This window comes from Micromonospora parathelypteridis, from assembly GCF_014201145.1.
Classification (GTDB): domain Bacteria; phylum Actinomycetota; class Actinomycetes; order Mycobacteriales; family Micromonosporaceae; genus Micromonospora; species Micromonospora parathelypteridis.
This window is the reverse complement of the sequence record NZ_JACHDP010000001.1, coordinates 408,389-422,618: the sequence shown is the minus strand read 5'-3', so window position 1 is coordinate 422,618 and position 14,230 is coordinate 408,389. Positions and strand designations below refer to the sequence as shown.

Annotated in this window: 9 protein-coding genes; 8 read left to right on the top strand and 1 reads right to left on the bottom strand. The window is 71.1% G+C overall.

Features of this window, described 5'->3' with window-relative positions:
* The first annotated feature begins 221 nt into the window (after nucleotides 1–221).
* The 8 genes from HNR20_RS01800 (at nucleotide 222) to HNR20_RS01765 (ending at nucleotide 13,517) form a co-directional block, all read left to right on the top strand.
* Nucleotides 222–4,256, top strand: coding sequence for a discoidin domain-containing protein (locus HNR20_RS01800; RefSeq protein ID WP_184175862.1), 4,035 nt, complete (start codon nucleotides 222–224; stop codon nucleotides 4,254–4,256).
* 179 nt (nucleotides 4,257–4,435) lie between these two features.
* Entirely contained in the window at nucleotides 4,436–6,016 is a 1,581-nt protein-coding gene (locus HNR20_RS01795; RefSeq protein WP_184175860.1) for an alkaline phosphatase D family protein, read from the top strand.
* A gap of 182 nt (nucleotides 6,017–6,198) precedes the next feature.
* Nucleotides 6,199–7,875, top strand: coding sequence for an ABC transporter substrate-binding protein (locus HNR20_RS01790; protein WP_184175858.1), 1,677 nt, complete (start codon nucleotides 6,199–6,201; stop codon nucleotides 7,873–7,875).
* 6 nt (nucleotides 7,876–7,881) lie between these two features.
* Complete coding sequence (locus tag HNR20_RS01785; protein ID WP_184175856.1) at nucleotides 7,882–8,838, top strand: ABC transporter permease; 957 nt, start codon at nucleotides 7,882–7,884, stop codon at nucleotides 8,836–8,838.
* Nucleotides 8,835–9,722, top strand: coding sequence for an ABC transporter permease (locus HNR20_RS01780; protein WP_184175854.1), 888 nt, complete (start codon nucleotides 8,835–8,837; stop codon nucleotides 9,720–9,722). Before HNR20_RS01785 ends, HNR20_RS01780 begins: the two co-directional genes overlap by 4 nt.
* Nucleotides 9,719–10,732: an ABC transporter ATP-binding protein gene (locus HNR20_RS01775; RefSeq protein WP_184175852.1), complete on the top strand. Its 1,014-nt coding sequence runs from the start codon at nucleotides 9,719–9,721 to the stop codon at nucleotides 10,730–10,732. The genes HNR20_RS01780 and HNR20_RS01775 overlap by 4 nt, the downstream gene beginning before the upstream one ends.
* Nucleotides 10,729–11,730: an ABC transporter ATP-binding protein gene (locus HNR20_RS01770; RefSeq protein ID WP_184175850.1), complete on the top strand. Its 1,002-nt coding sequence runs from the start codon at nucleotides 10,729–10,731 to the stop codon at nucleotides 11,728–11,730. The genes HNR20_RS01775 and HNR20_RS01770 overlap by 4 nt, the downstream gene beginning before the upstream one ends.
* On the top strand, nucleotides 11,727–13,517 hold the full coding sequence (locus HNR20_RS01765) for a gamma-glutamyltransferase family protein (RefSeq protein ID WP_184175842.1): 1,791 nt from the start codon (nucleotides 11,727–11,729) through the stop codon (nucleotides 13,515–13,517). The genes HNR20_RS01770 and HNR20_RS01765 overlap by 4 nt, the downstream gene beginning before the upstream one ends.
* Here the strand turns inward: HNR20_RS01765 and HNR20_RS01760 are convergent.
* On the bottom strand, nucleotides 13,514–14,194 hold the full coding sequence (locus HNR20_RS01760) for a GntR family transcriptional regulator (RefSeq protein WP_184175840.1): 681 nt from the start codon (nucleotides 14,192–14,194) through the stop codon (nucleotides 13,514–13,516). The genes HNR20_RS01765 and HNR20_RS01760 overlap by 4 nt on opposite strands.
* Between the last annotated feature and the right edge of the window lie 36 nt (nucleotides 14,195–14,230).

Sequence of the window (14,230 nt, the reverse complement as noted above, 5' to 3'; positions counted from 1 at the left end):
CCGCCCGGGGCGGTGCCCCGCGACGGCCACCGCAGCGGCCAGTCGGAGTCACCTCGGCGACGTGCTCGGAAGGTGATGTCCGAGATGGATCGACGTGCGGAACGTAAGCGCGAAATCACGATGGACGCGGGGTCTTGACTCTCGCGGAACATACGACCACCATCGGACAACGTTGTCATCGCTCACCGCCCACTGACAACGTTGTCATCTCTGGAGGCAAGATGTCCGAGCTACCGCCCCTGTCGCGGCGTACCTTCCTCTCCGCCGGAGCCACCCTGCTGGCCTCGGTCGGGGTGACCGCGGTCCTACCGGACGCCGTCGCGGCCGCCGCTCCGGCGACGCCGGCTGCCACGCCGCAGGCCACCGACCTCGCCCGGTACCGCCCGGTCGCGGTCTCCTCGACCGACTACGCGCCGACGCCCGGCACCTTCGCCGTGGATGGTCTGGCGCAGACCGGCGTTCGGGGGAGTGGTTGGCGGGCCGCCAACAGCGACCCACAGTGGATTTCGGTGGACCTGCAGGCACCGTGCCGTATCGAGGCCGTCACCCTGGTCTTCGAGGCCGCGCTCACCGACGGGCCGTTCGACGGCAACTACACCGACACCGACGGCGACGAGATCCTCTCCAGCGCCGCGACGGCGTACCGGATCGAGGTTTCCACCAACGGCCGCGACTGGCGGTCGGTGTACGAGACCGCCGAGGGGCAGGGTGGCGTGCAGGCCATCAAGCTGTCCGAGCCGGTCACCGCCCGTTGGGTCCGGATGACGGCCACCAAGCGCTCCAACAGCAACCCGGTGGGCCTCAACGGCTTCCAGGTCTACGGCGTACCCCTGGCGGGCCGGCCGAAGGCCGAGGGTTGGACCAGCTGGGAGGGTGGCAACACCGGTCCGGCCCCCGAGCTGCGGGTGGTGGCCGACGGCACGGTGCCGCTGGAGTCGGGCTGGTCGCTGACGATGGACGACTTCGCGGGCACCGCCGATGGCGCGGAGCTCTCCCGCGCCGGCGTCGACGTGCGGTCCTGGCTGCCGGCGACGGTGCCCGGCACCGTGCTGGGCACCCTGGTCGAGCAGGGGCACCTGACCGACCCCGTCTCCGGCTTCAACAACATGCGCATCCCGGAGGCGCTGTCGCGGCACACGTGGTGGTACCGGCGGGCGCTGCGGCTGCCGCGTGACCTGGACACGTCGGCCGGCCGACGAATCTGGCTGGAGTTCGACGGCATCAACCACGAGGCCACGGTCTGGGTGAACGGCGTGCAGGTCGGCGGCGTCAAGCACCCGTTCGCGCGGGCGGCCTTCGACATCACCGACGCGCTGGCCGGTCACCGGGGCGAGCACGTCCTCGCCGTCCGGGTCACCCCGATGCCGCACCCGGGCACCCCCGGCGACAAGGGCACCGACGGTCGCACCTTCCTCCAGTCGGCCCACCACTACCTCGACGCGCCGACCTACCTGGCGGTGTCCGGCTGGGACTGGATGCCCGCCGTCCGCGACCGGGTCACCGGCCTCTGGGACCACGTCCGCCTGCGCAGCACCGGCGCCGTCGTCCTCGGCGATCCGCACGTCCAGACCACGCTGCCCGACCTGCCGGCCACCGGCACCGCCGAGGTCACCATCAGAGTGCCGGTCCGCAACGCGGCGGCCACCGCCACCACGGTCACCGTCCGGGCGGAGTTCGACAAGGTACGCGTCGAGTCCACCGTCACCGTCCCCGCCGGCGAGAGCACCACCGTCACCTTCGCGCCGGAGCGCTTCCACGCGCTGCGCCTCCGCAACCCCCGGCTGTGGTGGCCCAACGGCTACGGCGAGCCCCACCTGTACGACCTCAAGCTCACCGCCACCGTCAAGCGCGCGGTCAGCGACCGGCGCCAGCTCCGCTTCGGGATCCGGGAGTTCGCCTACGACTGGCACCAGCCGATCGTGATCTCGCCGCCCGGGAAGGCGCCACTGGAGTTCGTCGACGGCGCCGCGACCCAGACGGTCACGTTCGACCGGCAGCACGCGCGTCACGTGCGCATCCAGGCCGGGCAGCGTGCCACCGGGTGGGGCATCTCGATGTTCTCGCTGTCGGTGGCCGACGGCAGCGGCGCGGATCTCGCCCTGCGCCGCGACGTGAGCGCGTCGACGTCGGAGAGCGACGCCAACGGGCCCGCCAGGGCCGTCGACGGCGACCCGGCGACCCGTTGGGCCTCACAGGCCGAGGACGACCAGTGGATCCAGGTCGACCTCGGTACGGCGGTCGACTTCGACCGGGTCACCATCGTGTGGGAGCAGGCGTACGCGCTGGACTACCGCGTCCAGGTCTCCGCCGACGGGGATTCCTGGAGCGACGTGAAGTCGGTCAGCAACGACACCCCGCTCGGTAGCCGCGCCACCCAGGTCGAGACGTTCGCGAGCCAGACCGCCCAGCACCTGCGCATCCAGACCGGGGCGCGGGTGACCTCGTGGGGGGTGTCCATGTGGGCGCTCTCCGTGCAGCGGCAGGCCGAGCCGGACGTCGACCTGGCCCTGCGCAGGACCGCCACCGCCTCGTCGTCCGACAGCGACTCGAACGGCCCGGACCGGGCCGTCGACGGCAACCCGCGGACCCGGTGGTCCTCGAAGTTCGAGGACAACCAGTGGATCCAGGTCGACCTCGGCGCTCCGGTCAGCTTCGACCAGGTGACGATCGTCTGGGAGCAGGCGTACGCCCGTGACTTCGTCATCCAGGTCTCCGACGACGGGCAGCGGTGGACCGATGTGAAGTCGGTCAGCAACGCGGTCACCCAGCTCAAGATCAGTGTCAACGGTGTGCCGGTGTTCGCCCGGGGCGGCAACTGGGGTTGGGACGAGCTGCTGCGCCGGGTGCTGCCCGACCGGCTGGCCGACACGGTCGAGATGCACCGCGACATGAACTTCACGATGATCCGCAACTGGCTCGGCAGCAGCAACCGCGAGGAGCTGTACCAGGCCTGCGACGAGCAGGGCATCCTGGTCTGGAACGACTTCTGGCAGGCGGGCCAGTTCCTGCCCAACCCGCCCGGTTACGTCGACATCGCCGCCGACACCATCCGGCGCTTCCGCCACCACCCCAGCATCGTGGTGTGGTGCGGCGCCAACGAGGGGGACCCGCCGCCGATCGTGGACGCCGGGCTGAAGCAGGCCGCCGCCACCGAGCACCCGGAGATCCTCTACATCCCCAACTCGGCCGGCGGCATCGTCAGCGGCCACGGCCCGTACCACTGGGTCGAGCCGGGGACCTACAACAACAAGAACACGTACGACACGGGCGCGTTCGGCTTTCACACCGAGATCGGCATGCCGGTGGTGTCGGTGGTCGAGAGCATGCGCAACCTGGTCGGCGACGCGCCGGAGTGGCCGATCGGCGAGGTGTGGAACTACCACGACTGGTCGACCATCGGGAACCAGCGCGTCGGCACGTACCAGGCGGCGATCGACGCGCGGCTCGGCGAGTCCGGCTCCCTCGACGAGTTCGCCGCCCGCGCGCAGTTCGTCAACTACGAGAGCCACCGCGCCATGTTCGAGGCGTGGAACGCCAACCTGTGGCAGGACGCCACCGGCCTGCTGCTGTGGATGTCGCACCCGGCGTGGCACAGCACGGTCTGGCAGACCTACGACTACGACCTCGACGTGAACGGCGCCTACTACGGGGCCCGCAAGGGTTGCGAGCCGCTGCACGTCCAGGCCGACCCGGGCACCTGGCAGGTGCGGGTGGTCAACCACACCACCGAGAAGCTCAGCGGTGTCACCGTCACCGCCCGCCGCTACGACCTGAGCGGCCGGTCGCTGGGCACGCCCCAGCGTCAGCGGGTGGACGTCGCCCGTTCGGCCACGACTCCGGTCTTCCCGCTCGCCGCGCCGGACGGTGGCGGGCTGCACCTGGTTCGGCTGGAGTTGCGGGACAGCCGCGACCGGCTGCTCACCGAGAACACCTACTGGCGGTACGACAAGGCCGAGCAGATGCGGGCGCTCAACGATCTGCCGAGCACCCGACTGTCGACGTCGTCGAGCACCGTACGCGTCGTGGACGGCCGGAACACCGTCACCACGACGGTCCGCAACCAGGGCCGTACGGTCGCCGCACTGGTTCGGCTCGCCGTCCGGGACCAGCATGGCAAGCGGGTTCTTCCGGCCCGTTACGACGACAACTACTTCTGGCTGTTGCCGGGGGAGACGCGTGAGGTGCGGATCTCCTGGCCCGCGCGGCCGGGCCTAGCCCGCCAGGTCACGGTGACCGCGCAGGCGTACAACTCCTAGGAGTACGCGGTGGGAAGCGGCGCTGTGCGGGCCGCTTCCCACCGGGACCCGGCCGGCGTCGCCGTCGCGAGTGGATTGCCCCGGCCCTGTTCACTGCGTGTTCTGGCGGGTGTCATGTCGGGCAGTTGGGATCAAGGGAGCAAAGGCAACACCGTCTGCTTTCCGGAAGGTATCCCTCCATGTCGCAACCCTCGTTCAAACTGCCGCGTCGTCACTTCCTCGCCCTGGGTGGCGTCGCCGCAGGCGCGACGATCCTCGCCGCCGAGCCCGCCTCGGCGAGCTCCGGCACCTCGAACGACCACATCACCCTGCCCGGCTACGCCTTCACGCTCGGTGTCGCGTCCGGCGACCCGTTGCCGGACGGCGTCGTGCTCTGGACCCGCCTGGCACCGGAGCCGCTCGCCCTCGACGGGCTCGGGGGCATGCCCGACCGCGCCGTCACCGTGCGGTGGGAGGTGGCCGAGGACGAGAAGTTCCGCCGGGTGGTGCGGCACGGCGCCGAGCGTGCCACCGCCGGCTGGGGGCACTCGGTGCACGCCGAGGTGCACGGCCTGCGGCCGGACCGCGTGTACTGGTACCGGTTCCGCGTCGCGGGCCAGGTCAGCCCCGTCGGCCGCACCCGTACGGCCCCGCGGCCGGGCGCCAACCTGCAGTCGATGACCTTCGCGTTCGCGAGCTGCCAGGCCTACACCGACGGCTTCTTCACCGCGTACGAGCACATGGCCCGTGAGGATCTGGACCTGGTCGTCCACCTCGGTGACTACATCTACGAGGGTGCCGGCGCCGGCACGATCGGCCGTCCGCACTTCCCGCTGGCGGAGACGTTCGCTCTGACGGACTACCGGATCCGGTACTCCCAGTACAAGCTGGACCCGGCGTTGCAGGCGGCGCACCGGGCCGCGCCGTGGGTGGTCGCGCCGGACGACCACGACGTGGAGAACAACTGGGCCGGTGACCACTCGCAGCCGGACACCGAGCCGGACCAGGATCCGGCCGTGTTCCGGTTGCGCCGGGCCGCCGGCTACCAGGCGTACTACGAGAACCTGCCGCTGCGCCGGTCGTCGATGCCCCGGGGCCCGGAGATGCAGGTGTACCGCCGCCTGGCGTTCGGTGACCTGCTGCAGCTCGACGTGCTCGACACACGGCGCTTCCGGGACCAGCAGCTCACCGACCAGTCGCTGCGCTGGGACCCGAACCGGCAGATCCTCGGCGCCAAGCAGGAGCAGTGGTTGTTGGCGGGCCTCGGCGCGTCGCGCGCGCGGTGGAACGTCCTCGGTAACCAGGTCTTCGCCATGGAGGCCGACCACACCGACGGCCCGGCCGGGACGTACAGCATGGACGGTTGGGACGGGTACGCGGCGGCGCGGCAGCGGCTCTTCGACGGCCTGGCGAAGCGGAACGTGGAGAACTTCCTCGTCGTCACCGGCGACGCGCACCGCAGCGTGGCCGCCGACCTCAAGCTGAACTTCGCCGACCAGAACTCCCGCACGATCGGCACCGAGTTCCTCGGCACCTCGATCAGCTCCGGTGGTAACGGCACCGACATGGACTCGCTCGGGGTGACCTGGCTGGCCGAGAACCCGCACATGAAGTTCCACAACTCCCAGCGCGGATATCAGGTGGTCCACCTCGGCCGTCGTGAGATGCACACCGACTACCGGGTCGTGCCGTACGTCAACGTGCCGGGCGCCCCGGTCGCGACGCGGGCCAGCGTCTACGTGCAGCACGGCCGGCCCGGGGTGGCGCACGTGTCGGCGTAGCTGGGCGTGAGCCCGGCGGTTGGCCACCGAGCCGGATCTCCGGTGTCGGTGACCAACCGCCGGGCGGCGGGGATGCGGGATGCGGGCGTTTCAGGGGGCGTTCGAAAGCCATGCTCGGAGGTCTTGCGGCAGTCATCGTATACAACATACGCTCCCCGAATCGCCCACTCGAGGAGCTCTCCATGACGAACCTCTCCGTCAGCGCAACGAGCCTGCCCCGTCGCCGTGTCCTCCGGGTCGCTGTCGCGGCGGCTGCTGTTGTCTGCACGGTCGTTGCCTGCTCACCGGTGTCGAACAGCGGGGACGGCTCCCCGTCCGGCGGCAACCAGTCGGCAGGCCAGGATTCCTTCGGTACGCCGGCCGACCCCGCTGCCGTCAAGCAGGGCGGCAAGCTCGTCATCGCCCTCTCCGCGGAGCCCGACGCGCTGGATCCGACACTGTCGCGAAGCCTCTACTCCCGTTACGTCTTCCAAGCGATGTGCCAGAAGCTCTACGACGTCGACGAGAAGGCGCAGGTCGTACCGCAGCTTGCCACCGCCCTGCCCACCACGAGCAGTGACGGCAAGACGGTGACCATTCCCCTGCGTCAGGGCGTGCGCTTCGCGGACGGGACGGCGTTCGACTCCGCCGCGGTGAAGGCCACCCTGCAGCGACACCTCACCAACGCCCGGTCGGCGCGCAAGAGCGAGCTCGGCCCCATCGACGGCGTCGACGCACCTGACGCGCAGACCGTCGTCCTTCGACTGAAGCAGCCGTTCGCGCCCCTGCTCGGCGCTCTCGCCGACCGGGCCGGCATGATCATGAGTGCCCAGGCACTGCAGAAGCTGGGCGACGACTTCGCCTCGGCGCCGGTCTGCGTCGGCCCCTTCAAGTTCGCCAAGCGGGTGCCGCAGAACTCGATCGAGGTCGTGAAGGACCCGAACTACTACGACGCGAGCGCGGTCCACCTCGACACCATCACGTGGCGCGTCCTCAGCGACGCGAGCATCCGTGCCGCCAACCTGCGCTCCGGCGACGCGCAGGTCGCCGACAGCGTCTCCACCCAGGACGTCGCCTCCCTGCGGCAGGACGCGTCGGTCTCCGTGCTGCAGTCGCAGTCCCTCGGCTACCAGGGCCTCACGATCAACATCGGCAACGTCGACGGCGTCGGCACCGCTCCGAAGCCCATCAACCGCCCGCTGGCGCAGAACGCGAAGGTGCGGCAGGCCTTCGAGCACGCCATCGACCGCAAGGCGCTGGTCGACGCCGTCTTCAACGGTGAGCACGCCGTCGCCTGCTCACCGATTTCGCCCGCGAGCTCGTTCTCGTCGCCGGAAGCGCAGACCTGCCCGGCGCACGACCCCGCCAAGGCCAAGCAGTTGCTCGCCGAGGCGGGTGTGCAGACGCCGTACGTGGTGACGATGCTCGCCTCGAACACGCCCGACACGCTGCGCCTCGCGCAGGCACTGCAGTCCATGGTCAAGGACGGCGGATTCGACCTCAAGATTAACCCGGTGGAGTACTCGTCGCTCCTCGACGAGCAGGATCGCGGCAACTTCGAGCTGCTGCAGCTGGGTTGGAGCGGACGGATCGACCCGGACGCCAACATCACGAACTTCGTCGGCACCAGCGCCAGCCAGAACGTCTCCGGCTACAGCAACCCCCAGCTCGACACGCTGCTCACCCAGGCCCGCCAGGCCGGCGACGTCGAGGAGCGCAAGAAGCTGTACGGGCAGGCGGTCACGCTGCTCCAGCAGGACGACGCGCTGATCTACCTCTACCGGCAGCGGAACCTGACCGCCGTGAGCAAGCAGATCCAGGGCCTGCAGGTCTTCCCGGACGGCGTGATCCGGGCGGCCTTCGCTGGCTTCGCCAAGTAGGTCACCATGGCCCGGTATCTCCTCACTCGCGCCTGGCAGTCGGCGCTGACTCTGCTGATGTCGACGATCGTGGTGTTCGTCGGCGTGCGGGCGCTCCCCGGTGACCCGGCCCTCGCGCTGGCCGGGGAGGACCGGTCGCCGGAGGCACTGGAGGCCATCCGTCGGCACTACGGGCTGGACCAGCCGCTGCCGGTCCAGTTCGCGCAGTACGTGGAACGCCTGGTGCAGGGCGACTTCGGAGTGTCGATCCGGACCGGTACGCCGGTCTCGTCGATGCTCACGACCGCCCTGCCGGTGACCGTCGAGCTGTCCGTACTGGCGATTCTCATCGCCGCGGCGCTCGGGGTCGGCGCCGGTGTGCTCGCGGCGGTCCGCCGCGGGCGCCCGGCGGAGTGGCTCGCCAACGGCCTGGCCCTGATCGGCCTGTCGGTGCCGCACTTCTGGCTCGGGCTGCTGGCGATCCTCTACCTCTCCGTGGCCACCGGCCTGTTCCCCGCCTCCGGCTTCGTGCCGTTCCTGGAGGACCCCGTGGACAACCTGCACCACATCGTCCTGCCGGCCGTGATCCTCGGGACGGGCCTCGCCGCCATCATCATGCGGCAGACCCGTTCCTCGATGCTGGATTCACTGTCCTCCGACTACGTGCGGACGGCGAAGGCGAAGGGCCTGCGGCCGCGTGCCGTCATCACCCGACACGCGCTGCGGAACAGCCTCATCGTGGTGGTGACCGTCGTGGGCCTTCAACTCGGCGGTCTGATCTCGGGCGCGGTCGTCACCGAACAGATCTTCGGGCTCCCCGGCTTCGGCAAGATGACCATCGACGCGGTGTTCCAGCGGGACTACCCGGTGATCCAGGCCGTCGTCCTGCTCACCGCGACCGCCTACATCGTGATCAACTTCTTCGTGGACCTGCTCTACTCGGTCATCGACCCACGAATCCGAGTGACGGGAGATCCGGCATGACCGTCCTCACCGTGCCGATCGCGGAGACCGCCTCCGCCAGCATCACCCGGCGAACGCGCGTGCTGCGGCGGTTGCGTCGCAACCCGCTCGCCGTCGTGAGCTTCGTCGTGCTGGCACTCGCGATCGCCATCGCGCTGCTCTCACCGTGGCTCGCGCCCTACTCCGTCGACCAGACCGACTTCGCCCGCGTGTTCGTGCCCCCCGGCAGTCCCGGGCACGTGCTCGGCACCGACGATCTCGGTCGGGACGTCCTCTCCCGCATCATGCTCGGAGCACGGGCATCGCTGCAGGTGGGGCTCCTGGCGGTGGCCACCTCCCTGGTCCTCGGGGTGCCGCTCGGGCTCGCGGCCGGTTACTTCCGGGCCTGGGACGCCGTGATCTCGCGCTTCACCGACCTGCTGCTCGCGTTCCCGTTTCTGATCATGGCGGTGGGGCTGGCAGCCATCCGGGGGGCCAGCCTGGGCAACGCCGCCGTTGCCATCGGCATCGCCCAGATCCCCGGGGTGATCCGGGTCGTCCGCTCGGACACGCTGCGGCTCAAGTCACTGGACTTCGTCGCGGCGGCCGTCGTGGACGGGGCGAGTGACCTGTGGGTGCTGGCCCGGCACATCCTGCCGAACGCGACGTCGGTGATCCTGGTGCAGGCCACGGTCGCCATCCCGGCCGCGATCCTCGGCGAGGCGGTGCTGTCGTTCCTCGGCCTCGGCATTCAACCCCCGGCACCCAGCCTGGGCACCATGCTGGCCACCGCCCAGCAGTTCGCCGCCCGAGCACCGTGGGCCGCGGTCCTGCCCGGCGTCGTGATCATGGGTCTGGCGTTGGCGTTCAACGTCTTCGGCGATGCCCTCCGCGACGCCCTCGACCCGAAGGGAGACCGACGATGACCACGGTCGAACGCGCCGAGCCCGTCCTGGCGATCCGCGACCTGTCGGTGTCCTTTCCGACCGAGACCGGCACCGTCTCGGCGGTCGACGGTGTCAGCCTGGATCTCGCCCCCGGGGAGATCGTCGGGATGGTGGGCGAGTCGGGGTGCGGAAAGAGCGTCACCGCGATGAGCATCGCCGGCCTGCTGCCGGGCAGCGCCCGGATCACCGGCTCCGTACGCCTCGACGGCACCGAGCTGGTCGGCGCCCGTGAGTCGGCGCTTCGGCGGGTACGCGGCCAGGAGATCGCCTACATCTTCCAGGAGCCGATGACGTCCCTGAACCCGGTGCTCACCGTGGGGCGTCAGATCGGGGAGGTGCTCCAGGTCCACGAGCGGATGTCCCGCCGCGCGGCGCGGGCCCGCGCCGTCGAGCTGCTGACGCTCGTCGGGATCCCGTCGGCATCACAACGCGTGGACGCCTATCCGCACCAGCTCTCGGGCGGCATGCGCCAGCGCGTGATGATCGCGATGGCGGTGGCCTGCGGCCCGAAGGTGCTGGTGGCCGACGAACCCACCACCGCGCTGGACGTCACGGTCCAGGCCGGCATCCTCCAGGTGCTGCGGGACCTGCGCGACCGGCTCGGCACGAGCGTCCTCATCATCACGCACGACCTCGGCGTGATCGCCGACATCGCGGACCGCGTCGTCGTCATGTACGCCGGGCGGGTGGTGGAGCGGGCGCCGGTCGACGACCTGTTCGCGCACCCGCAGCACCATTACACGGCCGGGCTCCTGTCCGCGTCGCCGCAGCCGGGCCGGCACGCCGGCACGGATCGGTTGACGGAGATCCCCGGGCTGGTGCCCGTCCTGTCGTCCCAGCCCGACGCGTGCACGTTCGCGGACCGCTGCCCGGCCGCCGACGCGCAGTGCCGCGACTCCGCGCCGGCTCTGCGGGAGCACGGCGGCACGGACCACCTCGCGGCCTGTTGGCACCCCTGCTCGATGGCACACCAGGAGGCGAACCGATGACGCCGCAGCCCAACGCCCTGGAGATCGAGGACCTGGTGATGCACTTCGGCCCGGTCCGCGCCGTGGACGGGGTGTCGCTCACGATCCCGAGGGGCCGGGTCACCGCCCTGGTGGGGGAGAGCGGTTCCGGGAAGTCGACAGTGGGCCGATGCGTGGTGCGGCTCGTCGAACCGACCGCGGGGACGGTCCAGATCGCCGGTACGGACGTCACCCATCTGTCCCGACGGCGGCTGCGCCCACACCGTGGCGCGGTGTCGATCGTCTTCCAGGACCCGGCCGCGTCACTGGACCCGCGGATGCTGGTCGGCGAGATCGTGGCGGAGCCGCTCCGGCTGGCCGGCAAACGGTTCTCCCGGCGCGAGCGGGAGGCCCGCGTCGCTCCGCAGCTCGAGCGGGTGGGCCTGCGGACCGAGGTGGCACGTCGCTACCCCCACGAGCTGTCCGGCGGGCAACGCCAACGGGTCAGCATCGCCCGCGCACTGATCTCCGAACCCATGCTGCTCATCGCCGACGAACCCACCAGCGCACTCGACGTGTCCGTGCAGGCGTCGGTGCTCAACCTCCTCGCCGACCTGCAACGTGACATCGGGTTCGCCTGCCTCTTCATCACCCACGACCTGTCCGCGGTCGAGTATCTGGCCGACGACATCGCCGTCATGTACCTGGGCCAACTCGTCGAGAAGGGCACCCGCGAGCGGATCTTCGCCCGGCCCGCCCACCCGTACACGCAGGCGCTGCTGTCGGCCGCGCCGGTGGCCGACCCGGTGCGCCAACGGCAGCGTCAGCCGGTGCTGCTCGGCGACGACCTGCCGTCCGCGCTCGATCCGCCGTCCGGATGCCGGTTCCGTACCCGGTGCCCGCTCGCGTTCGACCGGTGCGCGACGGAGGTGCCGGCGCAGATCCCGATCGGTGACGGCATGGCCGCGTGCCACCTGGTCCAGCCGGACGGCACCGGCCCTGACGTTCGCACCACAGATCCGAGTGAGGTGTTGTCATGACGTTCACGACCCGACCCACGCTGCAGGGCACCTTCGGCATGGTGTCCTCGACGCACTGGCTCGCCAGCCAGGCGGCGATGGGCATCCTCGAACGCGGGGGCAACGCCTTCGACGCGGCGGTCACCGCCGGGTTCGTCCTGCACGTCGTCGAACCGCACCTGAACGGGCCGGGTGGCGAGGTGCCGGCCATCGTGGCCACCGCCGGGGACCCGAGGCCGAAGGTGCTGTGCGGTCAGGGACCGGCGCCGGCCGGTGCCACCATCGCGCACTTCCGGTCCCTCGGGATGGACCTCATCCCCGGGGCCGGGCCGCTCGCGGCGGCCGTGCCCGGCGCCGTGGACGCCTGGCTCCTGCTGCTGCGCGAGCACGGCACGCTCACCCTCGCCGAGGTGCTGGAGCCGGCGATCGGCTACGCCGGCGCCGGCCACCCGCTGTTGGGCCGGGTCGGTGACACCGTGGCGGCGGTGCGGTCGTTGTTCGAGGAACACTGGCCCACCTCCGCCGCGCTCTGGCTGCGTAACGGCCGGCCACCGGCCGCGGGGGAGATGTTCGCCAACCCGGCGTACGCGCGCACGCTGAGCAGGCTGGTCGAGGCCGGGCAGGCGGCCGGCGCCGACCGGGAGGCACAGATCGAGGCGGCGCGGCGGGCCTGGAGTACGGGGTTCGTCGCCGAGGCGATCGAGGAGTTCAGCCGACAGCCGTTCCGGGACTCCAGCGGGCGCCCGAACGCCGGGCTCGTGACCGGCGACGACCTCGCCGCGTACTCGGCGACCTGGGAGGCGCCCGCCACCCTCGACTGGCACGGCTACTCGGTGGCGAAGACCGGTTTCTGGGGACAGGGCCCGGTGCTGCTGGAGGCACTGGCCACCCTGGACGCGCTCGACGACCCCGGTGCGTACGACGCGGGGACCGCGGCGGGCATCCACGCCCAGGTCGAGGCGCTCAAGCTCGCCTTCGCCGACCGGGAGGCCTGGTACGGCGACGGCACCGACGTGCCCGCCAAGGCGCTGCTCTCCCGGGAGTACGCGCGGGAGCGGGCGGCCCTGATCGGCGACCGCGCGTCGGCGGAACTGCGGCCGGGGCGTCCCGACGGGGCGCAGCCCCGCCTACCGGCCCACGTGCAACCCGGTGCGGGGCGTCGCACCGACTCGACGGACCCCACCACGGGCGAGCCGACTGTCCAGTCGGACGGGGTGACCCGAGGCGACACCTGTCACGTGGACGTGGTCGACCGCTGGGGCAACATGATCTCCGCGACCCCGAGTGGCGGCTGGCTGCAGAGCTCGCCCACCATTCCGGAGCTCGGTTTCCCGCTGGGGAGCCGGCTGCAGATGTTCTGGCTGGAGGAGGGGCTCGCCTCGTCGCTGGCACCGGGCCGTCGACCGCGTACGACACTGAGTCCGACGATGGTGCACCGCGACGGGGAGCCGGTGTTGGCGTGCGGCACACCCGGCGGCGACCAGCAGGACCAGTGGCAGCTGCCGTTCCTGCTCCGGCATCTCGTCGGCGGTCAGCCTCTCCAGGAGGCCATCGACGCGCCGGCCTGGCACACGCTCAGCCTGCCGGGGTCGTTCTATCCACGGGACATGGAGCCCGGGGTCCTGGTGGTGGAGGACCGCGTCGACGACGACGTGCAGGCCACCCTGCGGGCGTACGGGCACGAGGTGCGGCGCTCCGACGGGTGGAGCCTCGGCCGGCTCTGCGCCGTGAGCCGTGACCCGGCTACGGGTGTGCTCGCGGCCGGCGCGAACCCGCGAGGGATGCAGGGCTACGCGTGCGGCCGTTAGTGGGCGCCGTAGCCACCCTCGGCGTTCTCGTACGCCGCCGCGGATGCCGCGTCGAGATGGTCGAGTGCGGCCCGCTCGGCGCGGTCACCGTCGCCTGACTCGATGGCGTCGACGAGCTGGATGTGCTCGGCCCACGAGTGCGGCGCGCGTTCCGCCGCGCCCAGCCGGAAGACCCACTGGACATGGAGGTAGAGCGACTTGGCGATCGACGACAGCCAGGGGTTTCCGCTGATCTGGAGGATGCGCAGGTGCAGCGCGCTGTTCAGCTCGGCGACCCGGGCCAGGTCCTGCCGCTGCGTCGCGTCGCGGCCCTCGTCGAGCAGGGCACGCAGGGCCGCCACGTCCGCCGCGGTCGCCCGCTCGGCGGCCAGCCGGGCGGCCAGCGCCTCCAGGCGCTCGCGGACGGCGAACATGTCGGCGATGGTCCCGCTGCTGGGGGAGGCGACGACCGCTCCCCGGCGGGGGAGGATCACGACGAAACCCTCCGCCTCCGCGACGCGCAGAGCCTCGCGGACGGGGTTGCGGGAAACCCCGAAGTCCTCGGCCAACCGGTCCTCGGTGAGCCGTTCGCCGGGAAGGTAGTCCCCGTCGATGATGGCGGTCCGCAGAGCGGCGAGGACCTGATCGCGTAGCGGCAGGTGTTGCGCGCCGAGCTTGTCCCGCAGGTCTTCAGCCACCTGGTCGCCTCTCCCTACGTGTCCGAGCTTCGTGTA

Excerpts from the sequence above, each read along its gene's own strand:
- HNR20_RS01765 (WP_184175842.1), top strand. The coding sequence starts at position 11,727 with ATGACGTTCACGACCCGACCCACGCTGCAGGGCACCTTCGGCATGGTG.
- HNR20_RS01775 (WP_184175852.1), top strand. The coding sequence starts at position 9,719 with ATGACCACGGTCGAACGCGCCGAGCCCGTCCTGGCGATCCGCGACCTG.
- HNR20_RS01785 (WP_184175856.1), top strand. The coding sequence starts at position 7,882 with ATGGCCCGGTATCTCCTCACTCGCGCCTGGCAGTCGGCGCTGACTCTG.
- HNR20_RS01800 (WP_184175862.1), top strand. The coding sequence starts at position 222 with ATGTCCGAGCTACCGCCCCTGTCGCGGCGTACCTTCCTCTCCGCCGGA.
- HNR20_RS01790 (WP_184175858.1), top strand. The coding sequence starts at position 6,199 with ATGACGAACCTCTCCGTCAGCGCAACGAGCCTGCCCCGTCGCCGTGTC.
- HNR20_RS01795 (WP_184175860.1), top strand. The coding sequence starts at position 4,436 with ATGTCGCAACCCTCGTTCAAACTGCCGCGTCGTCACTTCCTCGCCCTG.
- HNR20_RS01770 (WP_184175850.1), top strand. The coding sequence starts at position 10,729 with ATGACGCCGCAGCCCAACGCCCTGGAGATCGAGGACCTGGTGATGCAC.
- HNR20_RS01780 (WP_184175854.1), top strand. The coding sequence starts at position 8,835 with ATGACCGTCCTCACCGTGCCGATCGCGGAGACCGCCTCCGCCAGCATC.